At 70.2% G+C, this 26,131-nt stretch carries 27 protein-coding genes; 18 read left to right on the plus strand and 9 right to left on the minus strand.

Annotated features, from left to right (window positions below; translation table 11 throughout):
• Positions 1-51: 51 nt before the first annotated feature.
• From ACIOVG_RS10195 to ACIOVG_RS10225, 7 genes are all read left to right on the plus strand, one after another.
• A complete protein-coding gene (locus ACIOVG_RS10195) occupies positions 52-1,020 on the plus strand; it encodes a class C sortase (protein WP_400872431.1) in 969 nt (322 codons plus the stop codon).
• Between the two features lie 284 nt (positions 1,021-1,304).
• Positions 1,305-1,904: a LuxR C-terminal-related transcriptional regulator gene (locus ACIOVG_RS10200; protein ID WP_400872434.1), complete on the plus strand. Its 600-nt coding sequence runs from the start codon at positions 1,305-1,307 to the stop codon at positions 1,902-1,904.
• Positions 1,905-1,945: 41 nt separating this feature from the next.
• Complete coding sequence (locus ACIOVG_RS10205) at positions 1,946-3,130, plus strand: thiolase family protein (RefSeq protein ID WP_400872437.1); 1,185 nt, start codon at positions 1,946-1,948, stop codon at positions 3,128-3,130.
• 303 nt (positions 3,131-3,433) lie between these two features.
• Complete coding sequence (locus ACIOVG_RS10210) at positions 3,434-4,933, plus strand: CoA-acylating methylmalonate-semialdehyde dehydrogenase (RefSeq protein WP_400872440.1); 1,500 nt, start codon at positions 3,434-3,436, stop codon at positions 4,931-4,933.
• Positions 4,934-4,959: 26 nt separating this feature from the next.
• Positions 4,960-6,141, plus strand: a complete 1,182-nt coding sequence (locus tag ACIOVG_RS10215) for an acyl-CoA dehydrogenase family protein (RefSeq protein ID WP_400872441.1) — start codon at positions 4,960-4,962, stop codon at positions 6,139-6,141.
• Positions 6,138-7,025 (plus strand): 3-hydroxyisobutyrate dehydrogenase, encoded by an 888-nt coding sequence (mmsB, locus tag ACIOVG_RS10220; protein ID WP_400872444.1) that lies wholly within the window; start codon positions 6,138-6,140, stop codon positions 7,023-7,025. The genes ACIOVG_RS10215 and mmsB overlap by 4 nt, the downstream gene beginning before the upstream one ends.
• 61 nt (positions 7,026-7,086) lie before the next feature.
• Entirely contained in the window at positions 7,087-7,863 is a 777-nt protein-coding gene (locus ACIOVG_RS10225; RefSeq protein ID WP_400872447.1) for an enoyl-CoA hydratase-related protein, read from the plus strand.
• 94 nt (positions 7,864-7,957) lie between these two features.
• On the opposite strand, the gene ACIOVG_RS10230 is transcribed toward ACIOVG_RS10225, so the two are convergent.
• The 3 genes from ACIOVG_RS10230 to ACIOVG_RS10240 are packed head-to-tail and all read right to left on the minus strand — an operon-like array spanning position 7,958 to position 9,406.
• Positions 7,958-8,401: a YdeI/OmpD-associated family protein gene (locus tag ACIOVG_RS10230; protein ID WP_400872450.1), complete on the minus strand. Its 444-nt coding sequence runs from the start codon at positions 8,399-8,401 to the stop codon at positions 7,958-7,960.
• Positions 8,398-8,868, minus strand: a complete 471-nt coding sequence (locus ACIOVG_RS10235) for an SRPBCC family protein (RefSeq protein ID WP_400872453.1) — start codon at positions 8,866-8,868, stop codon at positions 8,398-8,400. Before ACIOVG_RS10235 ends, ACIOVG_RS10230 begins: the two co-directional genes overlap by 4 nt.
• Before the next feature lies 1 nt (position 8,869).
• Positions 8,870-9,406: a MarR family winged helix-turn-helix transcriptional regulator gene (locus ACIOVG_RS10240; RefSeq protein ID WP_400872456.1), complete on the minus strand. Its 537-nt coding sequence runs from the start codon at positions 9,404-9,406 to the stop codon at positions 8,870-8,872.
• 140 nt (positions 9,407-9,546) lie between these two features.
• On the opposite strand from ACIOVG_RS10240, the gene ACIOVG_RS10245 reads away from it, so the two are divergent.
• Together ACIOVG_RS10245 and ACIOVG_RS10250 are read left to right on the plus strand one after the other, a co-directional pair.
• Complete coding sequence (locus ACIOVG_RS10245; RefSeq protein ID WP_400872459.1) at positions 9,547-10,323, plus strand: electron transfer flavoprotein subunit beta/FixA family protein; 777 nt, start codon at positions 9,547-9,549, stop codon at positions 10,321-10,323.
• Position 10,324: 1 nt separating this feature from the next.
• A complete protein-coding gene (locus ACIOVG_RS10250; RefSeq protein ID WP_400872462.1) occupies positions 10,325-11,296 on the plus strand; it encodes an electron transfer flavoprotein subunit alpha/FixB family protein in 972 nt (323 codons plus the stop codon).
• Positions 11,297-11,418: 122 nt separating this feature from the next.
• Here the strand turns inward: ACIOVG_RS10250 and ACIOVG_RS10255 are convergent, their stop codons facing one another.
• A complete protein-coding gene (locus tag ACIOVG_RS10255; protein ID WP_400872465.1) occupies positions 11,419-11,610 on the minus strand; it encodes a hypothetical protein in 192 nt (63 codons plus the stop codon).
• A gap of 297 nt (positions 11,611-11,907) precedes the next feature.
• On the opposite strand from ACIOVG_RS10255, the gene ACIOVG_RS10260 reads away from it, so the two are divergent.
• Positions 11,908-13,053 carry a cytochrome b/b6 domain-containing protein gene (locus ACIOVG_RS10260; protein WP_400872468.1) on the plus strand — a complete coding sequence of 382 codons (1,146 nt, stop codon included), beginning with the start codon at positions 11,908-11,910 and terminating at the stop codon, positions 13,051-13,053.
• A 163-nt stretch (positions 13,054-13,216) separates the two neighbouring features.
• Here the strand turns inward: ACIOVG_RS10260 and ACIOVG_RS10265 are convergent, their stop codons facing one another.
• Positions 13,217-13,723: a GNAT family N-acetyltransferase gene (locus tag ACIOVG_RS10265; RefSeq protein ID WP_400872471.1), complete on the minus strand. Its 507-nt coding sequence runs from the start codon at positions 13,721-13,723 to the stop codon at positions 13,217-13,219.
• Positions 13,724-13,826: 103 nt separating this feature from the next.
• Between ACIOVG_RS10265 and ACIOVG_RS10270 the strand changes: the two genes are divergently transcribed.
• Together ACIOVG_RS10270 and ACIOVG_RS10275 are read left to right on the plus strand one after the other, a co-directional pair.
• A complete protein-coding gene (locus tag ACIOVG_RS10270; RefSeq protein WP_400872473.1) occupies positions 13,827-14,414 on the plus strand; it encodes an acyl-CoA thioesterase in 588 nt (195 codons plus the stop codon).
• A 36-nt stretch (positions 14,415-14,450) separates the two neighbouring features.
• Positions 14,451-15,851: a hypothetical protein gene (locus tag ACIOVG_RS10275; protein WP_400872476.1), complete on the plus strand. Its 1,401-nt coding sequence runs from the start codon at positions 14,451-14,453 to the stop codon at positions 15,849-15,851.
• On the opposite strand, the gene ACIOVG_RS10280 is transcribed toward ACIOVG_RS10275, so the two are convergent.
• The 3 genes from ACIOVG_RS10280 to ACIOVG_RS10290 are packed head-to-tail and all read right to left on the minus strand — an operon-like array spanning position 15,806 to position 17,651.
• Positions 15,806-16,396, minus strand: coding sequence for a hypothetical protein (locus ACIOVG_RS10280; RefSeq protein WP_400872479.1), 591 nt, complete (start codon positions 16,394-16,396; stop codon positions 15,806-15,808). The two genes, ACIOVG_RS10275 and ACIOVG_RS10280, sit on opposite strands and share 46 nt — an antisense overlap.
• Entirely contained in the window at positions 16,396-16,959 is a 564-nt protein-coding gene (locus ACIOVG_RS10285) for a hypothetical protein (protein WP_400872481.1), read from the minus strand. Before ACIOVG_RS10285 ends, ACIOVG_RS10280 begins: the two co-directional genes overlap by 1 nt.
• Positions 16,956-17,651, minus strand: coding sequence for a hypothetical protein (locus tag ACIOVG_RS10290; protein ID WP_400872484.1), 696 nt, complete (start codon positions 17,649-17,651; stop codon positions 16,956-16,958). Before ACIOVG_RS10290 ends, ACIOVG_RS10285 begins: the two co-directional genes overlap by 4 nt.
• Positions 17,652-17,843: 192 nt before the next feature.
• On the opposite strand from ACIOVG_RS10290, the gene ACIOVG_RS10295 reads away from it, so the two are divergent.
• The 6 genes from ACIOVG_RS10295 to rocD all read left to right on the plus strand — a co-directional run bounded on the left by ACIOVG_RS10295 (position 17,844) and on the right by rocD (position 25,541).
• Entirely contained in the window at positions 17,844-21,548 is a 3,705-nt protein-coding gene (locus ACIOVG_RS10295) for a proline dehydrogenase family protein (RefSeq protein WP_400872487.1), read from the plus strand.
• Between the two features lie 82 nt (positions 21,549-21,630).
• Positions 21,631-22,065 carry a hypothetical protein gene (locus tag ACIOVG_RS10300; protein WP_400872490.1) on the plus strand — a complete coding sequence of 145 codons (435 nt, stop codon included), beginning with the start codon at positions 21,631-21,633 and terminating at the stop codon, positions 22,063-22,065.
• Positions 22,065-22,280, plus strand: a complete 216-nt coding sequence (locus tag ACIOVG_RS10305) for a helix-turn-helix transcriptional regulator (RefSeq protein ID WP_400872493.1) — start codon at positions 22,065-22,067, stop codon at positions 22,278-22,280. Before ACIOVG_RS10300 ends, ACIOVG_RS10305 begins: the two co-directional genes overlap by 1 nt.
• A gap of 35 nt (positions 22,281-22,315) precedes the next feature.
• Positions 22,316-23,314 carry an NAD(P)-dependent alcohol dehydrogenase gene (locus tag ACIOVG_RS10310; protein ID WP_400872496.1) on the plus strand — a complete coding sequence of 333 codons (999 nt, stop codon included), beginning with the start codon at positions 22,316-22,318 and terminating at the stop codon, positions 23,312-23,314.
• Between the two features lie 158 nt (positions 23,315-23,472).
• Positions 23,473-24,351, plus strand: coding sequence for a dimethylargininase (gene ddaH, locus ACIOVG_RS10315; protein ID WP_400872499.1), 879 nt, complete (start codon positions 23,473-23,475; stop codon positions 24,349-24,351).
• Complete coding sequence (rocD, locus tag ACIOVG_RS10320; protein WP_400872502.1) at positions 24,348-25,541, plus strand: ornithine--oxo-acid transaminase; 1,194 nt, start codon at positions 24,348-24,350, stop codon at positions 25,539-25,541. The genes ddaH and rocD overlap by 4 nt, the downstream gene beginning before the upstream one ends.
• 192 nt (positions 25,542-25,733) lie before the next feature.
• On the opposite strand, the gene ACIOVG_RS10325 is transcribed toward rocD, so the two are convergent.
• Complete coding sequence (locus tag ACIOVG_RS10325) at positions 25,734-26,069, minus strand: hypothetical protein (RefSeq protein ID WP_400872505.1); 336 nt, start codon at positions 26,067-26,069, stop codon at positions 25,734-25,736.
• Positions 26,070-26,131 lie beyond the last annotated feature (62 nt).

Here is a 26,131-nt window from a genome sequence, read left to right on the forward strand (position 1 = left end):
ACAAGGCTGTGTCTCCGGCACCCGAGCGGAGTCGGGGGAGATGAGGAACAAATGCTGAGACGCAGCGGGAGCGATCGCGCCGTGGGGCCGCGGCCCGAGGCCGCCGGAGGAGCGGCGACCACTCGCCGACGCCCCGACCTGCTGCTGATCGTCATCGTGGTGGCCGCGGTGATCGGGGCCACCGTGCTGGTGTACTCGCCCGCCGCGACCTGGCTCTCGGACTACAACCAGGGCCTGATCGTCGATCAGTATCAGGATGATGTGCACGGCGCCGATCCGGGGGCCGCGGCGCAGCTCGCCGAAGCGCACCGGTACAACGCGGCGCTGTCAGCGGGTGCGCTGGTCGGGGCAGGCGAGCACGTTCCCACGAGCGACGCGGAGGCAGCGGCCGGCTTCGACTACGACCGGATCCTGCGCACCCGCACCGGGGTGATGTCGCGCATCCAGATCCCGTCCATCGCCGTCGACCTCCCCGTCTACCACGGCACGGATGACGCGACGCTGCTCCGCGGAGCGGGGCACCTGGAGGGCACGTCGCTGCCGGTCGGGGGTGCGAGCACGCATGCCGTGATCACGGCGCACCGGGGGCTCGCCGACGCGGTGATGTTCACCGACCTCGATCGGCTGCGTGAGGGTGACCGGTTCACCGTCACCACCTTCGGCGAGGTGCTCACCTACGAGGTGGTGGACATCACCGTCGTCGCGCCGTCCGACACGCTGGCCCTGCGGCAGGAAGCCGGCCGCGACCTGGTCACCCTCGTGACCTGCACCCCGCTCGGGATCAACTCGCATCGCATCCTCGTCACGGGAGAGCGCGTCACGCCGACGCCCCCGGCGTCCACGCGCGCCGCGGAGGCGGGAGCGGAGGGAGCGGGCTTCCCGTGGTGGCTCCTCGCGTACGTCGGAGCCCTGTTGCTGATCGGCGTGTACGCATGGCGGAGCTCGGCGTCCGGCGCGCGGGCGCGAGGGGGTCGCGGCGATCGGCGAGCCGAGGGATACGTGTCGCATGTCGGAGCGTGACCCCTACTTGCGGGGGATTGGCTCCGCGTTCCTTGCGGGGTCGTCCTGACGGCGAGTAGACCCGATGGTGGCGGTCACGACCGCCATGAGGGACCCTTCCTCCCCGGGGGGCCTCAGGGCTGCGGGGGAAGGCATCTCCTCGCAGCCCTCTGTCGTTGAGGGGAGGCGTATGCAGGGGAGAACGTGGGACGCATGCGGCGAAGAATGCCGGAGGAAGTAGGAGCAATTTGGGGAACGAAAGTCGTATGGTCGTGTGCGTCGGGATCATCGATGACCATCGCGCGATGCTGTTGGGCACGACCGCGATCGTCAACGGTCATCCGGGCCTGCACGTGGTCGCCGTGGGCAAGACGGTGGCCGAACTCGTCGCATTCCGGCAGCGGATGGATGTCATCCTGCTCGGCCTGACGCTGTCGGACGGGTCGACGCCTGCGCAGAACATCGCGGCGCTGTCCTGGACGGGAGCTCGCGTGCTGGCGTACGCAGCCGACGAGCAGATCGGACTCATCCGCGAGGCGGCCAGAGCAGGGGCGGTCGGGATGGTCAAGAAATCGGACGAGGCGCCGCAGCTCGTCGCCACGCTGCGGGCCGCGGCACGCGGTCAGCTCGCGGCCAGTGCGGACTGGGCGGCGAGGATCGGCAAAGGGGAGTCCGCGGTCGCGCGGGTCAACCTGTCGACGAGAGAGGGCGAGGTGCTCGCGCTGTACGCCGCGGGCGAGACGGCTGAGCGGGTGGCGCAGGCCCTGTTCGTGTCTCGGGAGACCGTGCTCGATCACATCCGGCGCATCCGGATGAAGTACGCCGCGGTGGGCCGGCCCGCGCTGACCAAGGTCGACCTGTTCCGTCGAGCCGTGGAAGACGGCTTCGTGCAGCAGGACCCCTGAGTTCTGCGCCCGCGCTGCTCCCGCGGGCGCAGAATGGGGAGATGAGCACACGCAGCGAAGCGGTCCTTGTCGACGTCGTCCGCACGCCGGTGGGGCGGGGGAAGGCAGGAGGCGCACTCTCCGGGGTGCACCCGGTCGACCTCGCCGCCGGAGTGCTCTCCGCGGTCCTCGAGCGGAGCGGGCTGGAGTCACGCCAGATCGACGACGTGCTCCTGGGCTGCGTGAGCCAGGTCGGCGAGCAGTCGATGAACATCGGGCGGCAGGCGGTGCTCGCGGCGGGCTTCGATGAGCGCGTCCCCGCCTCGACCATCGATCGGCAGTGCGGATCGAGCCAGCAGGCCGTGCACATCGCCGCCCAGGGGATCATCGCCGGCGCCTACGACATCGTGATCGCCGGCGGGGTCGAGTCGATGAGCCGCGTGCCGTTGGGGTCGTCCGCCACCGGAGGGTCCCCGCTCTCCCCGCGGTTGCGGGCGCGCTACCCCGAGGGACTCGTGAACCAGGGCGTGTCCGCCGAGCTGATCGCCCAGCGTTGGGGGCTCGGGCGGGAGCAGCTCGATGCCTACGCCGCGGAGTCGCACCGCCGCGCTGCGGCAGCGTGGGCGGAGGGGTTCTTCGACAGGACGACGGTTGCGGTCGCCGAGGCTCCGGAGGCGAAGTCCGACGAGACCGTGCGCGCGGGAACGACCGGCGAGGGCCTCGCCGCCCTCTCGCCTGCGTTCCGCACCGATGCCCTCGCCGCGCGCTTCCCCGACCTCGAATGGCGCATCACTCCCGGCAACTCCTCGCCGCTGACAGACGGGGCATCCGCGGCGCTGCTGATGAGCGCCGAGCGCGCCGAAGCTCTCGGCCTCAGGCCGCGCGCCCGGTTCCACGCCTTCTCCGTCGTCGGCGACGATCCCCTCCTGATGCTCACCGGCCCCATCCCCGCAACGCGGCGGATCCTCGAACACGCCGGCCTCACCATCGACGATCTCGACGCCTACGAGGTCAACGAGGCCTTCGCCTCGGTGCCGCTGGCCTGGGCGGCCGAGCTGCGAGCCGATCCGGCGAAGCTCAACCCGCGTGGAGGGGCGATCGCGCTCGGGCACGCGTTGGGCTCCTCCGGCACGCGGTTGCTGGGCACGCTCATCGACCACCTCGAGGCGACCGGTGGGCGCTTCGGTCTGCAGACGATGTGCGAGGGCGGCGGAATGGCGAACGCCACCATCATCGAGCGGCTGTGAGATCCGGCATCCGCCCCTGACTCCACGCAGAGAAGACCCCCGCCGACCCGATTCGGCGGGGGTCTTTGCGGTGTGGGACCGCTGCGGGAGCGTGATCCGCTCACCGCGGCGCGGAAACCGATGACTACCCGATCCGGTCTGAGTCTCTCCGCGCATCTGCAGTTGTAATCGATCGATGTGGACGCCGGGTGAACGTGCGGAGAACACCCTCGATCCGATGATTACATGGACGTCCTAGTAATTCTCCGGGTCTCAGAGTAAAGTCGACATAGTGCCAATGACGGCCCGGAGGGATCTCACAAAATGACTCGTACAATCCCGCACTTCGTGGGCGGATCGCATCTCACGCCGGATGCCGGACGCTTCGCCGACGTGTTCGACCCCAGCACCGGCGCCGTGCAGGCCCGGGTGCCGCTCGCCTCGGCCGACGAGGTCCGCGCCGTGATCGCGAACGCCGAAGCCGCACAATCGGCCTGGGCGGCGACGAACCCGCAGAAGCGCGCACGCGTGCTGCTGCGCTTCCTCGATCTCGTGCAGCGAGAGATGACGACGCTGGCCGAACTGCTCGCCAGCGAGCACGGCAAGACCGTCGACGATGCGAAGGGCGACATCCAGCGCGGACTCGAGGTCATCGAGTTCTCCGCGGGAGCTCCCCACCTGCTCAAGGGGGAGTACTCGACGGGCGCCGGGGCCGGGATCGACGTGTACTCGATGCGGCAGCCGCTCGGCGTCGTCGCCGCCATCACCCCCTTCAACTTCCCCGCGATGATCCCGCTGTGGAAGGCGGGCCCCGCGCTTGCCGCAGGCAACGCGGTCGTGCTGAAGCCCAGCGAGCGGGATCCTTCGGTGCCGGTGCGCCTGGCCGAGCTGTTCCTCGAGGCGGGACTGCCCGCGGGGGTGCTCAACGTCGTGCACGGCGACAAGGAGGCCGTCGACACGTTGCTCACGGATGACCGCATCCGCGCTGTCGGGTTCGTGGGGTCGACCCCCATCGCGGAGTACATCTACGCCACTGCCGCTGCCCACGGCAAGCGGGCGCAGTGCTTCGGCGGTGCCAAGAACCACATGATCGTGATGCCGGATGCCGACCTCGACCAGGCCGTGGACGCCCTCATCGGCGCAGGCTACGGTTCGGCGGGGGAGCGCTGCATGGCGATCTCGGTCGCGGTCCCCGTCGGCGAGCAGACCGCGGATGCGCTGGCGGCGAAGCTCACCGAACGCGTCGCGCAGCTGCGCATCGGCCCCTCCCTCGCCGCCGACGTCGACTACGGACCGCTCGTGACGCGGGCGGCCGTGGAGCGGGTCGAGAACTACATCCAGCAGGGAGTCGACGAAGGCGCGACGCTGCTCGCCGACGGACGCGGCTTCTCCGTTGCGGGACATGAGGAGGGCTTCTATCTCGGACCGACCCTGTTCGACCACGTCACGACCGACATGGCGATCTACCGCGAGGAGATCTTCGGCCCGGTGCTGGTGATCGCCCGCGCCGCCGACTACGAAGAGGCGCTGCGGATGGCCTCCGAGCACGAGTACGGCAACGGCGTGGCGATCTTCACCCGCGACGGCGACGCCGCCAGGGACTTCGCCGCCCGTGTCGAGGTCGGCATGGTCGGCGTGAACGTGCCGATCCCCGTACCCATCGCGTATTACACATTCGGCGGGTGGAAGCGCAGCGGCTTCGGCGATCTGAACCAGCACGGCGCCGACGCCTTCCGCTTCTACACCAAGACCAAGACGGTGACGAGCCGCTGGCCGTCGGGGATCAGAGACGGTGCCAGCTTCGTCATCCCCACCATGCACTGACCCCACGGAATCCAGGGACCTGAGACATGACCATGACCACCGCCACCACCACCGCTGAGGAACGCGAGGCGATCCTCGACGCCGTCCGAGAGTTCGCAGAGACCGAGCTCGCCCCCTTCGCCGCAGAGCGCGACGAGAAGCACATCTTCCCGCGCGAGTCTCTCGGCAAGGCCGGAGAGCTGGGCCTCGGCGGCATCTACGTACGCGAGGAGTCGGGTGGCACCGGGCTCGCCCGAGTCGACACGGTCGCGATCTTCGAGGAGCTCGCCAAAGGCGACCCCGCCGTCGCGGCCTACATCTCGATCCACAACATGGTGGTCTGGATGATCGACACCTACGGCAGCGATGAGCAGATCGCGCGGTGGCTGCCCGGCCTGACCGTGATGTCGGAGTTCGGCGGATACTGCCTGACCGAGCCCGGAGCCGGCTCCGACGCGGCGAACATCGCCACCAGCGCGGTCCGCGATGGCGAGGACTACGTGCTCACGGGGGTCAAACAGTTCATCTCCGGCGCGGGTGAAGCCGCGGTCTACGTCGTCATGGCTCGCACCGGCGAGCCGGGTGCCCGCGGCATCAGCGCCTTCCTGGTGCCGGGCGACGCCGAAGGGCTCAGCTTCGGCGCCCCGGAGAAGAAGATGGGGTGGCACGCGCAGCCCACCCGGCAGGTCGTGCTCGACGGGGTGCGGGTGCCGGCATCCGCCCTTCTGGGTGAGGAGGGCCACGGCTTCGCGATCGCGATGTCGGCGCTCAACGGCGGTCGCCTCAACATCGCCGCCTGCTCGCTCGGCGGCGCGCAGTGGGCGCTCGACCGGGCTGTGCAGTACGTACACGAGCGGATGGCGTTCGGGGAGCCCCTCGCCGAGAAGCAGTCGATCCTGTTCGCGATCGCCGACATGCGCACCGATCTTCAGGCCGCGCGACTCATGGTCCGCGACGGCGCCGAAGCGGTCGACGCCCATGCGCCCGACGCCACGATGCGCTGCGCGATGGCCAAGCGCTTCGCGACCGACGCCGGCTTCGACGTGGCGAACCGGGCGCTGCAGCTGCACGGCGGCTACGGCTACCTGCAGGACTACGGCATCGAGAAGGTCGTGAGAGATCTGCGGGTGCATCAGATCCTGGAGGGCACGAACGAGATCATGCGACTGATCGTCGGTCGCGAGATGCTGCGGCCCGCCGGATCGGCCTCGGCGCGGAGTGCATCATGACCCGCGTCGCGTTCCTCGGACTCGGCCACATGGGCCTGCCGATGGCGAAGAACCTCGTCGCCGCCGGGCACGAGGTGCACGGTTTCGACCTCGTGCCCGCGGCCATCACGGCGGCCCGCGACGCCGGCATACCGATCGCGGCGAGCGGGGCGGATGCCGTCGCCGACGCGGAGGTGGTCATCACGATGTTCCCCGCCGGGAAGCACGTGATCGACGCGTATCGGGGCGAGCTGCTCGCCGCGGCACGCCCCGGCACGCTCTTCATCGAGTCCTCGACGATCGCGGTCGACGAGGCGAGGGCCGCGCACGAGCTGGCGATCGCGGCCGGTCATCGCAACATCGATGCCCCCGTGTCGGGCGGGGTGGTCGGCGCCGAGAACGGCACACTGGCCTTCATGGTCGGCGGGGACGACGAGGACTTCGCTGCGGCGCTGCCGCTGCTCGAGGTGATGGGAAAGCGCATCGTGCACTGCGGAGGACCGGGCCTCGGCCAGGCCGCGAAGGTGTGCAACAACATGGTGCTCGCGGTCTCGCAGATCGCCGTCGCCGAAGCCTTCGTGCTCGGAGAGCGACTCGGGCTCGAGCATCAGGCGCTGTTCGATGTGGTCTCGCAGGCGTCGGGGCAGTGCTGGTCGATCACGACGAACTGCCCGGTTCCCGGACCCGTGCCCACGAGCCCGGCCAACCGCGACTACCAGCCGGGCTTCGCCGGAGCGCTGATGGCCAAGGACCTCGGGCTTGCGCTGCAGGCGATCGAGCAGACCGCGACGGATGCGCAGATGGGGCGGCTCGCCCAGCAGATCTATGCGGCGTTCGCTGCCGGCGACGGCGCTGGGCGGGACTTCTCGGGCATCATCACCGATATCCGCGAAGGCCGGGTGTGATGGCGTCGCCCCGCCGCTCGCGGCGATACTGAGGGGACGACGACGTGGAGGCGGGAACAACATGACCGAGTACGAGACGATCCTGGTCGAGCAGCGCGGACGCGTGGGGTGGATCACGCTGAACCGACCGGAGGCGCTGAACGCGCTGAACAGCCGGCTGGCCGACGAGGTCACCGCCGCCGCACTCGCATTCGACGCCGATGACGGGGTGGGCGCGATCGTCGTCACCGGATCCGAGAAGGCGTTCGCGGCGGGTGCCGACATCAAGGAGATGGAGGGGATGTCGGGCGCGCAGATGCTCGAGACCGACCACTTCGGTGTCTGGCATGCGTTCGCCGCGGTGCGCACCCCGGTGATCGCCGCCGTCTCCGGGTTCGCCCTCGGTGGCGGGTGCGAGCTCGCGATGATGTGCGACATCATCCTCGCGGCCGACACCGCGAAGTTCGGGCAGCCGGAGATCAACCTCGGAGTCATCCCCGGCATGGGTGGCACGCAGCGACTGATCCGCGCCGTCGGCTACTACAAGGCGGCCGAGCTCGTGCTCTCCGGTCGCTTCATGGGCGCGGAGGAAGCGGAGCGGGCGGGGCTCGTGTCGCGGGTCGTGCCGGCGGCGGATCTGCTCGCAGAGGCGACCACGCTCGCGGAGACCATCGCGTCGAAGTCCCTGCCGTCGCTGTATGCCGCGAAGGCCGCCCTGGATGCCGCGATGGAGACCACGCTCGCCGATGGTCTCGCGCACGAGAAGCGCGCCTTCGCGGCGCTGTTCGACACGTCTGATCAGAAGGAGGGGATGTCGGCCTTCCGCGAGAAGCGCGCGCCCCGGTTCGAGAACCGCTGACGTGTTGTTCACAACTCCTCAAGAATCGCGCGCACCGGGGCGTCCGGTGGGGCATATCCGCGGATCGGCCGCGATCGTGAGGAGTTGTGAACGCTCAGCCGCGCAGCGACTCGACGATCTTGGCGATGCGCCGGTCGCGCGTCTCGTCCTGCTTGGCCTCGGCGACCGTGCGGGCGTGCTCCTTGCGCGCCGAGTAGCTCAGCGCGTCGAAGGCGGTGCGCAGCGCGGGGTCGGCGTCGAGGGCCTCGGCCAGCGCGGCGGGCACCTCGACCGTGCGCTCGGCAGCGTCCACGCGGATCACGGCGTCGACCTCCTGGCCGATCTCGAGCCCCAGCTCGGCGCGGACGGCCTTGCTGAAGCCGATCATGTTCTCGCCGCCCATGCGCGCCAGCCGCAGTCGAGCGGTCTGTCCTCCGATCGTGACGACCACAGGAAAGGCCTTGCCTTCGCCGAGGGAGGCGACCTGCTCGTCACTGAGCAGGATCGCCGCGGCAGGGCCACGGCCGGTGAGGACGGTGTGCAGTCGCAGTTCGCTCATGGCGACAGGGTACGCCCGTCGCCCTCGATCTCGGAGACGATGGCCGCGTTGCGTTCGGCGATGAGTCGACGCATGTATGCGCGCAGGAACAGCGCGTCGACGGCACGACCCAGCAGCCCGAATGGCGAGCGGAATGTGACGGTGTCGCGCATCAGCGTGCCGCGCGGATGCGCGTCGAACACGTGCTCGTGCAGGAACGCGCCGAACGGACCGGCGAGCTGGCGGTCGCGGAACGCCCGCGGCGGATCGATGTCGAACACGATCGTGCGCAGCCGGAACGGGATGCCGAAATGGCGTGCTCGCCACGTCACGGTCGAGCCCTCCGCGAACCGACCGCCCGCCGGTGCCTCGATCATCGTCTCGCGGTACCGGGCCATCGACCGTACGTGCACGGCCGGGTCGAGGGAGGCCGCGAACACGACGTCTGGAGACGCGGCGACGACCGTCTCGAGCACGAACCGCGCCATGTCAGAGCGGTTCGGGGAGAGGGCGCGGGTCGGTGAAGTCGCCGGCGTCCTTGCGCAGCCGCGCCACGATCGCCACGAGCTCGGCGGCGTCGGCGGAGCTCATGCCCGGGTCCGCGAACACATCGGCGTTGAGGGCTGCCGTCGCGCGCTCGACCAGAGCGCGCCCGTCATCCGTGAGCGCGAGCAGGGCGGCCCGGCCGTCGTGCGGGTGCGGCTCGCGCACGATCAGTCCGTCGCGCACCAGCCGTTCGGCCGTGCTGGTCACCGTGGTCGCGTGCACCTGGAGCCGGGCCACCACGCTCGACAGTGGCAGGCGTCCGGCGCGGCTGAACGCCAGCAGCCGCAGCACCTCGTAGCGGGCGAAGCTCAGGGCGAACGGCTTGAGCGCAGAATCCACCCGGGCCAGCAGCAGCTGCTGCGCGCGCATGACCGAGGTGACGACCGCCATGCCGTCGGCGGCATCCGACCATCCGTGCGCGATCCACTGCCGCTTCGCCTCGGCGAGCGGGTCAACGGGCAGCGGACGGGATCGGACCACGTCTCTACGCTACCGGCGGGCGCAGGAACCTCGGCGGCGGCGCGACGGAAGCAGGCCAGTCGCCGTGTGGTTCTGCGTCGCAGGAGAGGTGGCACTCAGTGTCGCAGGACTAGAATCGGAACAGTCGTGAGGAGCAATCGATGAAGATCTTCGTCCTGGTCAAAGAGGTACCGGACACCTATGGCGATCGCACGCTGAATCTCGAGACCGGGCTCGCGGAACGTGCGGCCGGAGACGTGGTGCTCGACGAGATCACGGAGCGGGCGCTCGAGGTGGCGCTGAGCCACGCCGACAAGAACGAGGGCGTCGAGGTGGTGGCTCTCTCGATGGCTCCCGAGACGTCGACCGCGTCGATCCGTCGGGCGCTCGCGATCGGTGCGGCGTCCGCCGTGCATATCTCCGACCCCGAGCTCGCCGGTGCCGATCTCGGTCTCACCGCCGAGGTGCTGGCTGCCGCCATCCGCCGCGCCGAACCCGATCTCGTGATCACCGGCAACCTGTCGACGGACGGCTCCGGCGGGGTGCTCCCGGCGATGCTCGCCGAGCACCTGGGGTATGCGCAGGCCACGGCGCTCTCGTCCGTCGAGATCACCGCGGATGCCGTCTCCGGCAGTCGCGCTGCGGATGCCGGCGCCCAACAGGTCTCCGCGGCGCTGCCCGCCGTGATCTCGATCACCGAGGCGCTGCCCGATGCGCGCTTCCCGAACTTCAAGGGCATCATGGCGGCGAAGAAGAAGCCGCTGGAGGTGCTGTCGCTCGCCGACCTCGGCGTGTCCGCCGACCCGGCAGCGGCGCCCCGCACGATCATGACCGCGGTGGCGGAGAAGCCCCCGCGCGCTGCGGGCGTGAAGATCACCGATGAGGGCGACGCCGGCACGAAGCTGGTCGAGTACCTCGTGCAGAACAGGCTGGTGTGAGATGACGACTCCCGAGAACCCGATCCTGGTGCTGGTCGATGTCGACCCCGCCGGGAACGCTGCGAGCAGCACGGCTGCGCTGATCGGTGCCGCCGCCACGGTCGGCTCCCCGGTCGCGCTCATCGTCGGCGGCACACAGGCCGCTGTGGATCAGGCGGCGGCCGCGGGCGCTGCGCTCGTGCTCACCGCCGAGGGTGATGAGACGGCGCTCACCGTGCCGATCGTCGATGCCCTGCAGGCGGCGTTCGACCGCGTCGGACCGGATGCCGTGCTGATCTCGAACTCGATCGCAGGGCGCGACGTCGCGGGACGCTTCGCCGTGCGCACGAAGAACGCGCTCTCGGTCGACGCGATCGGACTCTCGCGCGACGACGAGGGCATCGTCGCCCACCACTCGGTGTACGGCGGCGCCTACCTCGTGGACTCCGCCCCGACCTTCGGGGTGCCCGTGATCACGGTGCGCCAGGGGGCGGTGGATGCCAGGGCGGATGCCGTCGCCTCCCCGACCGTCGAGGCGATCGAGGTCACCCCGTCCGGAGCCGTCGCCGCCACGGCCGGTGCGGTCGAGGCGGTCGAGGTCGCCTCTTCGCGGCCAGAGCTGCGCGGAGCGACCCGAGTCGTCTCGGGCGGTCGCGGCCTCGCCTCGAAGGAGAAGTTCGCGCTGGTCGAGGAGCTCGCCGATGCGCTCGGCGCCGCGGTGGGGGCCTCCCGTGCCGCGGTCGATGCGGGCTACATCCCCCAGTCGCACCAGGTCGGGCAGACCGGCGTCTCGGTATCTCCGCAGCTGTATGTAGCCCTCGGCATCTCCGGCGCGATCCAGCACCGCGCGGGCATGCAGACCTCCAAGACCATCGTCGCGATCAACAAGGACGGCGAGGCGCCGATCTTCGACGTGGCCGACTTCGGCATCGTCGGCGACCTGTTCACGGTCGTACCCCAGGTGATCGCCGCCCTCGAGGCGCGGAAGAAGTAGACATGGCGTCGCGGATGCTGAGGCGCGGACTGCCGCGCGTGGCGGGCGGGGATCCGTGGCCTCCCGCCGTGGAGGTAGAAGACGCGGCGGCCGAGGTCGTGGGCGAGGGCCCTTCGACAAGCTCAGGGACCCAGGTTTCTGTCGCTGAGTCCGTGTCGGCTGCTGAGCGCGTGTCGGCTGCCGAGCCCGTGCCGGTTGTCGAGACCGTGTCGGTCGCTGAGCGCGAGTGGGTCGCTGAGCCCGAGCGGGTCGCTGAGCCCGAGCGGGTCGCTGAGCCTGTCGAAGCGTCCGCGACCCCGCACGTCAGCGCGCATGTCCGTCGAGGCCTCCCTCGCGTTCCCGGAGGTGATGCGTGGCCACCCGTCGAAACCACGACGGCAGTCGCGCCCGTTGCGGCGGTCGCTGCCTCGGCACCGACTGCAGGTTCGACCTCGACATCAGCGACGGTTTCGGACGCAGCCCCCGACGCGCTGGTGGCCCCGGCCGCACCTGAGCGGCCCGCAGCCGCACCGGCGGTGCCTTCGGCCGCTGCCGGTGCATCCGCTGTGCGCCGCGGGCTCCCTCGTGTGGAGGGCGGCGATCTGTGGCCTCCGGCCGGAACGCTGCCCGCCGTGTCCGCACCCGTTGATGGCCCTTCGACAGGCTCAGGGACCCAGGACGTGGTGGGCCCTTCGTCAGGCTCAGGGACCCAGGACGTGGGGGAGCCTTCGACGGGCTCAGGGGCCGAGGTCACCACTCTTCCGGCAGCCCGCACGAGTGTGCTCGCGGCCGACATCGACACTCCGCTGCGCGGCGCGCGCACGGTCTGGAACGGCAGCGCTCCGCGTCACCTCCCTGCCGCACCGGCGCCGGCATCCGCTCGTCGTCGTCCGACCTGGCCGCAGGCGATCGCCGTGCTCATGGGGGCCGCCGCTCTCGGCGTGCTCGCCGGGGCCGCGATCGCGTTCGTGCGCACGCTGCTGAGCTTCCCGTTCATGCAGGACTTCCTCGCGGCCTTCCCCGGCGAGTACGAGCCGGCGATCGCAGTGGCTCCCGGGTTCGCTCCGTGGGTCGGCTGGCAGCACTTCTTCAACGTGTTCCTGATGGTGCTGATCATCCGCTCGGGTCTGCGGGTGCGCAGTGAGAAGCGGCCGACCGTCTTCTGGTCGCCGCGCAACAACCCCAAGGGCAAGATCAGTCTGACGCTGTGGTTCCACCAGGCCCTCGACATCCTGTGGCTCGTCAACGGGGTGATCTTCGTGGTGCTGCTGATCGTCACCGGGCACTGGGTGCGCATCGTGCCGACCAGCTGGGAGGTCTTCCCGAACGCGCTGTCGGCGGCGCTGCAGTACGTGTCGTTCGACTGGCCGCACGAGAACGGCTGGAACAACTACAACAGCCTGCAGCAGCTCGCCTACTTCACGACCGTGTTCCTGGCGGCGCCGCTCGCGGCGATCACCGGTTTCCGCATGTCGGGCATGTGGCCCAAGAGAGCAGAGCGCCTGTCGAAGGCATACCCGGTGGAGTGGGCCCGTGCCCTGCACTTCCCGGTGATGCTGTACTTCGTGGCGTTCATCATCGCCCACGTGGCGCTGGTGATGCTGACCGGGTTCCTGCGCAACCTCAACCACATGTACGCCTCGCAGGACGCGGTCACGTGGACCGGGTTCTGGGTGTTCGTGGCATCCCTCGTGGTGATCGCCGGAGCGTGGTTCGCCGCGCGTCCGCTGGTGCTCGCGCCGATCGCCAAGACCATGGGCACCGTCTCCGGCCGCTGAGTGCGGCATCCGCTTCGGCGCCGAGTGCGCGGCATCCGCTTCGGCGCCGAGTGCACGGCATCCTGCCGAGTGCACGGCATCGGCGCGTCAACAACCCGTGCACTCGCAGCGATCCCGTGCACTCGGCGTGCACGGGATCGGGGAAGCGGGATCGCGAAGCGGATCAGCGGGTGAAGCGCACCTCGGTCAGCGTCTCGCCGAGGAACGGCTCGGTGTGCTGCGCCCCGTCGAGGGTGAAGCCGTTGCGCGTGTAGAAGCGGTGCGCGCGGGGGTTGTCCTCGGCGACCCACAGGTACAGCGGCTCATCCTTCTCGACCGTGGCGTCGAACAGCTTCTGGCCGATGCCGGTGGAGTGCCAGGCGTCGAGCAGGTAGATGAAGTACAGCTCGCGGAGCGCGGGAGCATCCTTGTCACGGGCGGGACCGGAGCCGGCGAAGCCGACGATCTCGCCGTCGACGAGCGCGGCGTTCATCTTGAAGTCCGGACCCTGAGAAGCCCAGTGCGTCCACAGCTCCGCCATGCGGCGGGGGGACACCTTCTCGAGCGCGGCCTTGCTGATCAGGTGGTCGTACGTCTCGTGCCAGCACTGCGCGTGCACGCGACCAAGGGCTTCCGCATCCACATCACGGACCGGACGGACAATGACTTCAGGCTGGGCTTCGGCGCTCATGCGGCGACTCTACGCGTGGCTTCCGTGATCAGGAAATCGAGCGGATGCCGTACGACCCGCTCCCGCGCATGATGGAGGATTCCGACAACGGTATTCGCGAATCATGCGCTTCTGGCTACGATCGATCCTCGTGAACGTGATCTGGCGCACTCTCCTGGTGATCCTCGGCGCTCGGCGTCGCGTACGACGGGGCAAGACCCTCGATCCGAACGCCGTCGGCAGCATCCGGCTGACGACCCTCCCGACCGACATCGACATCCTGCGCCACATGAACAACGGCCGCTACCTGTCGCTGTTCGACCTCGGGCGCTGGGACCTCCTGATCCGCACCGGCCTGTTCGACGCGATGAACGCCCGCGGCTGGTACGCGGTCGTCTCCAGCGAGACCGTCACCTTCCGCAAGTCGCTCGAGCTGTGGCAGCGCTTCGACGTGCAGTCGCGCTTCGTCGGTCATGACGAGAAGGCGCTGTTCCTGGAGCACCGCGCCGTGGTGGACGGCGAGGTCTACGCCAAGGTCATCGTGCGGGCCCGGATGCTGCGCCGCAGCGGCGGCACGGTGTCGCACGAGGAGCTGTTCGGTGCCCTCGGCAAGCCGGAGGGGCTGCCGGAGATCGACGAGTGGATCCACGACTGGGCCGCCGCATCCGCTCTGCCGCCGACGCGCAGCGCCGCACCGAGCATCTGGCACTGATCCGCACGATGCCGTCGAGCGCGATAGCTTAGGCGGGTGCTGGCAATCCTGACGACCGCGGGGCGGGTGCTCTGGCGGCACTGGCCTGCGCTGATGGCGTGGTACCTGGCCGGTGTGCTGGTGCACTACGCGATCACCCAGGTCGCCGGAACAATCGGCGCGACCTCGGCCACGCTCGGGTTCCTGGTGCTGCCGCTCGCCATCCTCGCGCGGCTGGTCAGCCTCGTCGCGATGTTCCTCGTGCTGCGCGACGGGCTGCGCAACCTGCAGGAGGTCGCTCCGCTCCCGGAATCAGCCGTCGACCGGCGGCGCACGTTCCTCGCGGCGCTGCTCACCGGCATCCTCCCGTTCTTCGCGGTCTACTGGGCGCAAGGGCTCCTGGGCGAGGACGTGCGGGCGTACTCGTCGCGCGCGCTCGACGTGCGGCGCAGCCTCAGCCAGGTGGCCGGTGTCAACGGAGAGCCTCCGCTCAGCGATCAGGACACGGTGCTCAACCTGCCCCTGAACGTCTGGACGGTCGCGATCATCGTGCTCGCGTTCGCCGGCCGGTGGGCGTGGTCGAAATGGTCGTCGAAGCTGGCCTCGTGGCTGTCGCCGGTCGCGGTCTACTTCGAGGTCGTCTGGGTCTTCTTCTCGGTGCTGCTGCTCGGCGACATCTTCGACGCGATCAAGGCCTGGGTCGACAGTCGTGCCGCGATGGCGTTCCTCGAGACGGTGCGCGAACAGGTCCTCGATGCGGTCGCGCCGCTGCGGTGGCTGTGGGACGGCATCGGATGGGTGCTCTCGGAAGCCGGACCCGTGTTGATCGCACCGCTCGCCTGGCTCACCATCGCCGGCGTCGTGTTCGGACAGGCGATCGTCGCCGAGAAGCTCCGGGTCGAGAGCGAACTGGTCGCCCGCATCCGCGAGCACGCGGCAGTGATCCCGAATCCCCTGGTGCGGCGGCTGAAGGATCTCGGCGACGAGCTCGGCGCCCGCTTCCGACCGATCGGACGCGCGGTGCTGCTGATGTGGCGCGCCGGTCCTCTGCTGGTCGCCTCGTACGCACTGCTCTACGTGATCGTGAAGGCGGCGGAGTCGTACCTCGCCTTCGGCGTCACGCGCTGGATCGGCCCGCAGGACTACCTCTTCTGGGCGATCGCGACGCCCCTTGTCTCGCTCGTGCCGCTGCTGCTGATGGAGCCGGTGCGCATCGCGGTGATCAGCGGGGCATACGACGCCACGCTCGGCCGACTGCGCCGCACGCAGCAGGAGCGCTCCCAGGATGCCGGGCTCTCGCCCGCTGAGGCCGAGGTGCGTGCCGTGGCGGATGCTGCCGGTCTGCTGCCGTCGTCGGTCGATGCCATGGCCGCGGCTGTCGTCTCCGCTCCGCCGCGGGATGTCGTCGGCGGTCAGCGCTCGAGCGAGAACCTCACGAAGGAGCCGCCGGCCCTATAGGGCGTGATGTCGACCCAGAACGGGCCCTCGACGTCATCCGGCACCACGAACGGCAGGATCAGCTCGTAGGGAGCTGCCGTGTCCGATACACAGATCTCCGGTTCGTCCGGATGCGAGGACAGCCCGATCTCAGCGCGCGCCGGCTGCCACTCCCGTCCCGTCTGCTGATCGACCAGCACCGGAGTCATGCAGCCGACGCCCTCCGCCTCGGGGTCGACTGGAACGCCGACCGCGATCACTGTGGCGCCGGCTGGTACGTCGAGGCCGGTGATGTCGTCCAGCTCGCCGCCGCGCACCGGCCCCCAGGTGGCTCCGGCCAGTTCGGCGGACTCGTCTTCGTCGACAGCGACGGGGATGAACGGACGCGCGCCGTACCCGTAGTACTGGTACCACTCGTGCCAGCCGACGCCCAGCACGGTCACCGGGGCGAGCACGGCGAGGGCGATCAGCGCCAGCCGGTTGCTGCGCCACCAGGAAGCGGGCTTCGCCGGCTCGCCGGCGGGCGACGGGGGTGCGAGCGGTGCGGGTGGCACGGGAATCGTCATCAGCGGGCCCACCCGTTCTCGTCCAGGAGCACCTCGGCGTCGACGGGCAGGTCATCGAGCAGCACGGGGAGCTCGATCACGCCGTCGAGCAGGACCTCAGCTCCGGGCGCTCCGCTCGGCACGCCCAGGCGGAGCGTGGCGCGGCCGGTGAGGGCGTCGTCCGGCAGTTCGAATGCGAGGCTCCCGGAGCGGGGGACACCCGTGATCAGTCGCTGCGCGAGGAACGTGGTGCCCCGGTCGGTGGCGCTGAAGGTGCGGTCGCCGATGACCAGTTGCGCGAAGGTGAACGTGCTCAGCTCCTGCGTGACGACGGATGCGGCCTCGAGATCGACGACGAGCCAGGATCCCTCCGCACTCCATCCCTTGGCATCCGTCACCCGATGAGCGAACCGCACGTCGGTGACGGTGGCGGCGAGATTGCGGGTGTCCGCCTGCTCGCCGAGTGTCGCCGTGACGGGGAAGTTCGCGATCGTCGCGTCGTCCGGCAGCGTCACCTTCGATACGCCCCACGCGACGACGAGGAGCGCGACGGTGAGCAGCCACACGAGGATGTGCTTCTTCACGGCGTCGACACCTCCCGGATCGTGGTCGTCGCGGTCGCACCGACGCGGACATCGGTCCAGTAGTCCCCGCGCATCACGCTCTGGCCGACGTAGTGCGTCGAGTCGGGCAGGGTCAGGGTGATCTCCTCGCCGTCGCGGAAGTCGTCAGGGCCGACGATCCAGGCGACGAGCAGGCGGGCGGGCACGTCGGGTTGCAGTGTGGGGTCGATCCGGCCGTCGTCGGCGCGCGAGACCGACGCCGGCTCGTCGATCCCCTCGACGTGGATGCCGTCGGTCACCGGCGAGTTCCCGCCGGAGACGGACTTCCGCGGGGTCGGGAAGGTGTTGACCACGTCGACCGTGACGACGAGCACCCGCTCGTCCTTCTCCTCGTCGGGGTACAGGGAGGTGTTGCCGTGGTCGCTGCGCAGCTCGACCCCGACGACCGTCATCTCGAGGTCCGACCCGGCGAACATGTCGCCGGCCGCGAGCTCCGGCACCGGATCGACGGCCGCGGCTTCCAGGCCTCCGAACAGCGCCGTGGTCGCCAGGAGCACCGCGCCGCCGGCGGTGAGGAGCCACGACGTGGGGATCAGATCGATACTGCGTCGCGCCCAGCCGAGCACTTTGGCGCGGGCGTCGGCGTTGGCCGCGGTCGTCGCCGCCGACGGGTCGCGCTCGGGGGCGCTGCTCTCCGACGGGGGCGTGGTCACGGCAACAGCTTAGGGCGGCGGATGTCGGAGCGACTCGGTGCCGCCGTGCACAACGTCGGAGTTCGGAGGCGGCACCCCGCCGGGGTGGTCACTTCCGCGGCGCGTCATCCGTCGTCTCCGAAGTTGTGACCGGGCGACTGCGCCCCAGGCGAGGCGCCCGGAAGGAGAGGAGTGGAGTCATAGGCTGGGGCCATGGTCGAGTCGTCGTCATCCTCCGCTGATGCCGAGGCATCAGCGCCCCTCGCCGAACGCGCCGTCGATCTCGCTCGCCGCTGGGTGATCGAGGCCGGCGCCGTCGAGGTCGACCCCGCCGCCGAGCGCCTCGCCGGAGTCCTGCAGGATGCCGGGGGGTTGCCGTTCACGCTCGGCTTCGTCGACGGTGTGATGCGCCCCGAGAGCCTCGGCGCTGCGGCGTCGCAGCTGCACCGGATCGCCCCGGATGTTCCCGGTTTCCTGCCCTGGTATCTGCGCGGAGCCGTGCGTCTGGGCGGCGGCGTCGCGCCCCTGCTGCCATCGCCCGTGGTGCCGATCGCTCGCAGAGTGCTACGCGAGATGGTCGGCCATCTCGTGGTGGATGCGCGACCGGCCAAGCTCGGTCCTGCCCTCGCGAAGCTGCGTGAACCGGTGGACGGCGCGGAAGCCCGCGTCCGACTGAACCTCAACCTGCTGGGCGAGGCCGTGCTGGGCGAGGCCGAGGCGAAGCGCCGGCTCGACGGCATCCACGATCTGATCCGGCGTCCGGACGTCGACTACGTCTCGGTCAAGGTCTCGGCGATCATGAGCCATATCTCGATGTGGGCGTTCGACGAGGTCGTCGATCAGGTCGTCGAGCGACTGCTGCCGCTGTATCTGACGGCGGCGCACCCTTCGGCAGGCTCAGGGACCGACGAGGGCGCCGGGCACACGTTCATCAACCTCGACATGGAGGAGTACCGCGACCTCGACCTCACGATCGCGGTGTTCACCCGGCTGCTGGAGGACCCCCGGCTGCAACGTCTCGAGGCGGGTATCGTGCTGCAGGCCTATCTGCCCGACGCGCTGCCCGCGCTGCAGGAGCTGACCGCGTGGGCGCGCGAGCGCGTCGAGTACGGCGGCGCCCCCATCAAGGTGCGCCTGGTCAAGGGCGCGAACCTCGCGATGGAGCAGGTCGAGGCGAAGCTGCACGGCTGGACGCCGGCGACCTACGACACCAAGCTCGACACCGACGCGAACTACCTGCGCTGCCTCGACTGGGCACTGCAGCCCGAGAACACCGCTGCGGTGCGCTTGGGCATCGCCGGGCACAACCTGTTCGGCATCGCGTACGCCTGGCTGCTCGCCGGAGAGCGAGGCGTGCGCGAACAGATCGAGTTCGAGATGCTGCTCGGCATGGCGCAGGGGCAGGTGCAGGCGGTCTCGCGCGAGGTCGGAGCAGTGCTGTTGTACGTACCGGTGGTCGCCCCGGCCGAGTTCGACGTGGCCATCAGCTATCTGGTGCGGCGACTCGAGGAGAGCGCTTCTCCCGACAACTTCCTCTCGGCAGCGCTCCGGCTGGACGACGACGAGTCGCTCTTCGTGCGCGAACGGGACCGCTTCCTCGATGCACTGGACCGTTCGACAGAGCCGACGTTCTGGCGCGGGCCTCGACGCACCCAGAACCGGCTGGCCCCGATGCACGAGGCGGTGCGCCCCGTGCCGGCAGCCCCGGCGCCCGAGGTGGATCTCACCAAGGCGGTGCTCGGCATCTCCCGCGGATCAGACGGGGAGTCCTTCCTCGAGACGGCCGTCTACTCGGCGCGGGAACTGGATGCGGATGCCGGTGGCGCTCCCGGCTTCGTGAACGCGCCGGACACCGACCCCGCGCTGGCCGCGAACCGCGAATGGGCACAGGATGTGCGCGCCCGCATCGCGGACTCCACGGCCGGCGTCGACACGCTCGCGACCTCGCACATCGACGACGCCGAGACATTGGATGAGCTGGTTCGCCAGGTGCGCGATGCCGCACCGAGCTGGGGATCCCGCCCCGCGGCGGAGCGTGCCGAGGTGCTGCTGCGTGCGGCGGCCGCGCTCGAGTCGCGCCGAGGCGAGCTGATCGAGGTCGCGGCATCCGAGACCGGCAAGGTCTTCGCGGAGGCGGATGTCGAGGTCAGCGAGGCCGTCGACTTCGCCCGCTACTACGCCGCGAAAGCCCGGGAGCTCGACGCGATCTCGGGGGCGGCCTTCGTGCCGGCGGCGGTGACCGTGGTCGCCCCGCCGTGGAACTTCCCCGTCGCGATCCCGGCGGGGGGAGTGCTGGCGGCGCTCGCCGCAGGGTCCGGCGTCGTGTTCAAGCCTGCCCCTCAGGCGCGTCGCTGCGCCGCCGTCGTCGCCGAGGCGCTGTGGCAGGCCGGAGTTCCGCGTGACGTGCTGGCTCTCGTCGACATCGAGGAGGGGGAGCTCGGTCAGGCGCTCATCACGCACGAGGCCGTCGACCGCGTCATCCTCACCGGCTCCTGGGACACTGCGGCGCTGTTCCGCTCGTGGCGCCCCGATCTGCCACTGCTGGCCGAGACCAGCGGCAAGAACGCGATCATCATCACGCCGTCGGCCGATCTCGATCTGGCGGTCGCCGATCTCGTGAAGAGCGCGTTCGGGCACGCGGGGCAGAAGTGCTCGGCGGCGTCCCTCGCGATCCTCGTCGGTCCGGTGGGGCGTTCGCAGCGTTTCGCGCGACAGCTCGCGGATGCCGTGCGCTCGCTGCACGTGGGATGGCCGACCGACCCCCTCGCCGAGGTGGGCCCGGTCATCGAGAAGCCGCAGGGCAAGCTGGCCTGGGCGCTGACCGAGCTCGAGGGCGACGAGCAGTGGCTGATCGAGCCGGCCGTCGCGGCGGATGATGAGAGCGGGCGGCTGTGGCGCCCCGGCGTGCGCGTCGGCGTACAGGCGGGATCGCGCTTCCACACGGAGGAGTTCTTCGGTCCGGTACTGGGGATCATGCACGCGCCGACCCTCGCGCGGGCCGTCGAGATGCAGAACGCGGTCGCCTACGGTCTGACCGCAGGGTTGCACACGCAGAACCCCGACGACCTCGCGTTCTGGCTCGACCGGGTGCAGGCCGGAAACCTCTACGTGAACCGCGGCATCACCGGCGCGATCGTGCAGCGGCAGCCGTTCGGCGGCTGGAAGCGCTCATCGGTCGGGCCCGGCGCGAAAGCCGGCGGACCGAACTACCTCATCGGGCTGGGGACCTGGCGTTCGCACCCCGGCGCCGCGGCATCCAGCACGCTGCATCTGCGCGGGCTGGACTCGCGGATCACGGCGCTCATCGAGTCCGCCCAGCCGTCGCTGGAGTACGAGTCGTTCGAGTGGTTGCGCCGCGCTGCGCTGTCGGATGCCCTCGCCTGGGACCGTGAGTTCGGACAGGTGCGCGACGTCTCGCGGCTCGGGATCGAGCGGAACCTGTTCCGGTATCGGCCGCTGCCCGTCGAGATCCGCGCCGCCGCAGACGCCCCGCTGCAGGATCTGCTGCGCACGGTCATCGCCGCGGTGCGCGCGGGCGCCCGCTTCACGCTGTCGACGCCGGTCGGGCTCCCCGCCGGGGTGCGGCACGCGCTCGGCGACCTCGACGCAGCGGTGCACCTGGAGAGCGACGAGGAGTGGATACAGCGGATGCTGCGCCGCGAGGAGTCCGTCGAACCGGGCGCGGCTCCGGCGCCGCGGGTGAACCGGGTGCGTCTGGTGGGGCCGCGCGACGCTGTCGCGGAGCTGCACGGCCTGCTGGCTGCCGCGGTCCAGGGCGACCCCGACCTCGCGGTGTACGACGGCGAGGTGACCGCGGCCGGCCGCATCGAGCTGCTGCCGTTCGTGCACGAGCAGTCCATCAGCATCACCGCCCACCGCTACGGCAACCCCGACCGCACCTTCAGTGACGTGATCTGAGCACTGTGTAAAGAATTCTTGACACTCGTCTGTGCGGCGACGTACAGTAAGTGTGTCAATAATTCTTTACACGGAGGTCGTCATGGTCTACGAGGAGCGCAACGCCTGGGCCGGACTCATCGTGAGTCCGATCTCGATGATCGTCTACGTCGTGCTGGTGCTCCAGCAGGCCGGGGGTGGACCGCTGAGCGACGTCGACTGGTTCCCGCTCATGCTGTGGGTCATCGGCGCGAGCATCGTGGCGACCATCATCCTCAGCATCGCCTGGGGCATCATCGCCGGGGCGAAGGATCCGGACGGCGTGGGCCGCTCCGACATCCGCGACCGCGACATCAGCCGCATGGGCGGCCGGGTGGAGCAGGCCTTCGTGGTGATCGCGGGGCTCGGGGTGATCGGGCTGTGCGCGGTGGGCGCCGACGTGTTCTGGATCGCGAACACCATGTACGCCGGATTCGCCGTCGCCGCCCTCGTCGGGGGCATCGCCCGCGTCATCGCCTACCGCCGGGGACTGGTGTGATGGTCAAGCCCACGCTCGTCTCCAACAGCATCCGCCAGCACCGCGAGGCTGCGGGCCTCACACAGGCCGAGCTCGCCCGCACCGTCGGAGTGACCAGGCAGACCCTCATCGCGATCGAGCAGGAGAAGTACTCACCGACGCTCGAGCTCGCGTTCCAGATCGCCCGCGCTTTCGGCGTCGGGCTCGACGACCTCTTCCAGTACCCCGAGCAGTGAGAAGACCGAGCAGTGAAACGGCAGAGAGCACTGACATGACCGAGATGATGTCCGCCTGGCGCGGCGAGGCCTACGGGCCCTCCGCCGGCACGACGCTCGCCCAGATCCCCGTCCCCGTTCCTCGCCGCGGCGAGGTGCTGCTGAAGATCCGGGCGACCGCGCTGAACGCGGGCGACGTGCGCCTGATGCTCGGCGACCCGCTGCTGGTGCGTCCGATCTACGGCTTCACGCGTCCGAAGCACCCGGTGCGCGGGATGGATGTCGCCGGCACGGTCGTCGCGGTCGGGCCGGACGTGGTCGGCGCCGAGGTCGGCGAGGAGGTCATCGGGGAGCTCTCCGGTGGCGGAGGACTCGCCCCCTACGCCACGGTCGCCGCTTCCCGACTGGTGCCGCGGCCGACCGACGTCGCCCCCGAACCCGCTGCCTGCCTCCCGATCGCCGGCGGCACCGCGTGGCAGGCGCTCGATCTGGCCGGTGTCGGGCTGACCGCCGCGACCGCACCCCGAGTGCTGATCATCGGCGCATCCGGCGGCGTCGGCACGTTCGCGGTGCAGCTGGCCGCGCTCCGAGGGGCCGAGGTGTGGGCCACGTGCGGCGCGCGCAACGCCCCGCTCGTGCAGCGGCTCGGCGCGGTGCGCACGCTCGACCACCGCACGCAGCCGCTGGCAGAGCTGCCCACCGCGCACTTCGACGCGGTCATCGACATCGCCGGAGGGATGCCGCTGCGCGAACTGCAACGCCTGACGGCCCCGGGCGGCACCGTCGTGCTGGCCACCGGAGATGGCGGACACGTGCTCGGACCGGTGCCGCGGATGCTGAAGGCCGCGTTCCTGTCGATCGGCTCGCGTCGCCGCATCCGTCCGCTCGCCGCGACGACCAGGCCCGAGGTGCTGCGCACGTTGCTCGAGCTGACGGCCGAGGGGCGCATCGTGCCGGTGATCGAGCGCGAGTACCCGTTCGTCGAGGCCTCCGCCGCCCTCGCGCACATCGAGGCCGGTCACACGGTCGGCAAGGTCGTCGTCCGCGCCGCATAGCCGTGGCACCCTGGCGTCGCACAGTCGTCGGATGACACAATGGAGCGTGGCGTGCCCGAGTCGCATCTTCCCCGGCGCCGGCTCTGAACGAGCGGCGGGTCGAAGGACCGTCGGGCCCCTGGACAGCGTCCGCCGCATCCGTTCCTCGAGGAGCATCCATGTCGACGCCTGAGACCACCGTCACGTCAGCACCCACCCGCACCGCGCACCACCGCCGCTACCTGATGTGCCGCCCCGAGCACTTCACCGTCAGCTACACGATCAACCCGTGGATGGAGCCGACGAAGCCGACCGACACCGCCAAAGCGGTCGCGCAGTGGCAGAAGCTGCACGATCTGTACCTCGAGCTCGGTCACGAGGTCGAGCTGATCGAGCCGCTCGCCGACTACCCCGACATGGTCTACACCGCCAACGGCGGGTTCCTGATCGACGGCCGTGCCTACGTGCCGAAGTTCCGCTTCGTCGAGCGCGCCGGTGAGGCCCCCGCGTTCGCCGACTGGTTCCGCGCGGCCGGCTACGACACCGTCATCCCGGAAGAGGTCAACGAGGGCGAGGGCGACTTCCTGCTCGTCGGCGATGTGATCCTCGCCGGCACCGGCTTCCGCTCGACCGGCGACAGCCACCGCGAGGTGGGCGAGGTCTTCGGCCGCGAGGTCGTCTCGCTGAACCTCATCGACCCGCGTTTCTACCACCTCGACACCGCGATCGCCGTGCTCGACCCGGTGCAGGGCGCAGACAACGGCGGCCCGGAGCGCGCCAACATCGCGTACCTCCCCGGTGCCTTCGACGACGCGAGCCGCGCCATCCTCGAGGAGCGCTTCCCCGACGCGATCCTGGTGTCGGATGAGGACGGCTCGGTGTTCGGACTGAACTCCGCGAGCGACGGCTACAACGTGATCATCTCGCCCCGCGCCAAGGGCTTCGAGGCGCAGCTGCGCGAGCGCGGCTACAACCCGATCACGGTCGACCTCTCCGAGCTGCTGCTCGGCGGCGGCGGCATCAAGTGCTGCACGCTCGAACTGCGAGGTGCCGAGTGACCCTGCCTGAGGAAGCAACCCAGACGCACGTCGCACACAACTACCACCCGCTGCCCGTCAACATCGCCCGCGGCGATGGCGCCTGGGTGACGGATGTCGAGGGCAAGCGCTACCTCGACCTGCTCGCCGCGTACTCCGCGGTCAACTTCGGCCACCGGCATCCGGCGCTCGTCGCCGCCCTCACCGAACAGCTCGGCCGGGTCACGCTCACCAGCCGCGCCTTCGAGAGCGACCGGCTCGAACCGTTCGCGGCCGCCCTCGCGCAGCTGTGCGGCAAGGACCTCGTGCTGCCGATGAACACCGGGGCCGAGGCCGTCGAGACCGGCATCAAGGTCGCGCGCGCCTGGGGCTACCGGGTCAAGGGCATCGCCGACGGTCGTGCGCGCATCATCGTCGCGGCCGGCAACTTCCACGGCCGCACCACCACGATCATCAGCTTCAGCGACGACGAGTCCGCGCGCGAGGGCTTCGGTCCGTACACGCCGGGCTTCGACATCGTGCCCTATGGGGATGCGGATGCCATCGCCGCCGCCATCACCGACGACACGGCCGCCGTGCTGATCGAGCCGATCCAGGGCGAGGCCGGAGTCGTGATCCCGCCGGAGGGGTACCTGCGCCGCATCCGCGAGATCTGCGACGAGAAGAACGTGCTCTTCATCGCCGACGAGATCCAGTCGGGACTCGGCCGCGTCGGCGAGACCTTCGCGTGCGACCGCGAGGGAGTGGTGCCCGACCTGTACCTGCTCGGCAAGGCTCTCGGCGGCGGCATCCTGCCGGTGTCGGCGGTCGTCGGTGACGAGGACGTGCTCGGAGTCATCCGCCCCGGCGAGCACGGCTCGACCTTCGGCGGCAACCCGCTCGCCGCGGCCGTCGGGCTGCGCGTCGTCGAGATGCTGGAGTCCGGCGAGTTCCAGGAGCGCGCCCGTGCCCTCGGAGCCCACCTCGACCAGGGTCTGCAGCCGCTCATCGGACACGGCGTCACGGCGGTGCGCATCGCCGGACTCTGGGCCGGCGTCGACATCGACCCCGCCAAGGGCACGGGGCGCGAGATCGCCGAGAAGCTGCTCGATCGTGGTGTGCTGGTCAAGGACACGCACGGGCAGACCATCCGCATCGCGCCGCCGCTCGTGATCCGCGCGACCGAGCTCGACTGGGCTGTGGAGCAGCTGCGGGTGGTGCTCGGGGCGTAGCATCCGGCATCCGCAGGCTTAACTTCTACGGCCCTGCAGGCTGAACTATTTGCGGCCCTGCTCAAGAATCGCGGATGAATCGTGAGGATTCCTCCGCGATTCTTCACATCCTCCGAAAAAACGGAAGGCCGGCTCAGGGCAGGGCAGGGCAGGGCAGGGCAGGGCCGGGCAGGGGCAGGGTGGCGCAGGCGCTCAGGCCGGCGGGTTGTCGGGGTCGAGCAGCTTGAGCGTCTCCTCCTCAGCGGGGTTGTCGGCCTGCAGCTGCTGTTCGGTCGTCTCGTCGCCGCCGAGCGGGGCCGGGGTGTCGTCATCGCGGCTGGCATCGCCCTGGATGGCGCCGTCGGGGGAGTGGCCGTGGCTCGCGTCGCCCTGGATCGCGCCGTGCGGGGAGTCTCCGTGCGAGCTGTCGCCCTGGAGTGCGCCGCCCTGGCTGCCGCCCTGCGGGTCGTGCTCCTCGGTGCCGTCGACGTCGGATGCCCCTTCTGCGGGATCCTGGGGGTGCGGTGTGGTGTCGGTGTTCTCAGTCATGACGCGAACGTACGTCCGTCGTGCCGAGGTCGCGCACCCCCTTGACACCGCGCCGAAAGGGC

It is taken from the genome of Microbacterium sp. NPDC087591, from assembly GCF_044743625.1.
In the GTDB taxonomy this organism is placed as follows: domain Bacteria; phylum Actinomycetota; class Actinomycetes; order Actinomycetales; family Microbacteriaceae; genus Microbacterium.

Bases quoted from the DNA above. Each gene is read 5' to 3' on its own strand.
- ACIOVG_RS10195 (WP_400872431.1), top strand. From the start codon at position 52: ATGCTGAGACGCAGCGGGAGCGATCGCGCCGTGGGGCCGCGGCCCGAG.
- ACIOVG_RS10200 (WP_400872434.1), top strand. From the start codon at position 1,305: ATGCTGTTGGGCACGACCGCGATCGTCAACGGTCATCCGGGCCTGCAC.
- ACIOVG_RS10205 (WP_400872437.1), top strand. From the start codon at position 1,946: ATGAGCACACGCAGCGAAGCGGTCCTTGTCGACGTCGTCCGCACGCCG.
- ACIOVG_RS10210 (WP_400872440.1), top strand. From the start codon at position 3,434: ATGACTCGTACAATCCCGCACTTCGTGGGCGGATCGCATCTCACGCCG.
- ACIOVG_RS10215 (WP_400872441.1), top strand. From the start codon at position 4,960: ATGACCATGACCACCGCCACCACCACCGCTGAGGAACGCGAGGCGATC.
- mmsB (WP_400872444.1), top strand. From the start codon at position 6,138: ATGACCCGCGTCGCGTTCCTCGGACTCGGCCACATGGGCCTGCCGATG.
- ACIOVG_RS10225 (WP_400872447.1), top strand. From the start codon at position 7,087: ATGACCGAGTACGAGACGATCCTGGTCGAGCAGCGCGGACGCGTGGGG.
- ACIOVG_RS10230 (WP_400872450.1), bottom strand. From the start codon at position 8,401: ATGAGCGAACTGCGACTGCACACCGTCCTCACCGGCCGTGGCCCTGCC.
- ACIOVG_RS10235 (WP_400872453.1), bottom strand. From the start codon at position 8,868: ATGGCGCGGTTCGTGCTCGAGACGGTCGTCGCCGCGTCTCCAGACGTC.
- ACIOVG_RS10245 (WP_400872459.1), top strand. From the start codon at position 9,547: ATGAAGATCTTCGTCCTGGTCAAAGAGGTACCGGACACCTATGGCGAT.
- ACIOVG_RS10250 (WP_400872462.1), top strand. From the start codon at position 10,325: ATGACGACTCCCGAGAACCCGATCCTGGTGCTGGTCGATGTCGACCCC.
- ACIOVG_RS10255 (WP_400872465.1), bottom strand. From the start codon at position 11,610: ATGCGCGCTGACGTGCGGGGTCGCGGACGCTTCGACAGGCTCAGCGAC.
- ACIOVG_RS10265 (WP_400872471.1), bottom strand. From the start codon at position 13,723: ATGAGCGCCGAAGCCCAGCCTGAAGTCATTGTCCGTCCGGTCCGTGAT.
- ACIOVG_RS10270 (WP_400872473.1), top strand. From the start codon at position 13,827: ATGCGCTTCTGGCTACGATCGATCCTCGTGAACGTGATCTGGCGCACT.
- ACIOVG_RS10280 (WP_400872479.1), bottom strand. From the start codon at position 16,396: ATGACGATTCCCGTGCCACCCGCACCGCTCGCACCCCCGTCGCCCGCC.
- ACIOVG_RS10295 (WP_400872487.1), top strand. From the start codon at position 17,844: ATGGTCGAGTCGTCGTCATCCTCCGCTGATGCCGAGGCATCAGCGCCC.
- ACIOVG_RS10300 (WP_400872490.1), top strand. From the start codon at position 21,631: ATGGTCTACGAGGAGCGCAACGCCTGGGCCGGACTCATCGTGAGTCCG.
- ACIOVG_RS10305 (WP_400872493.1), top strand. From the start codon at position 22,065: ATGGTCAAGCCCACGCTCGTCTCCAACAGCATCCGCCAGCACCGCGAG.
- ACIOVG_RS10310 (WP_400872496.1), top strand. From the start codon at position 22,316: ATGACCGAGATGATGTCCGCCTGGCGCGGCGAGGCCTACGGGCCCTCC.
- ddaH (WP_400872499.1), top strand. From the start codon at position 23,473: ATGTCGACGCCTGAGACCACCGTCACGTCAGCACCCACCCGCACCGCG.
- ACIOVG_RS10325 (WP_400872505.1), bottom strand. From the start codon at position 26,069: ATGACTGAGAACACCGACACCACACCGCACCCCCAGGATCCCGCAGAA.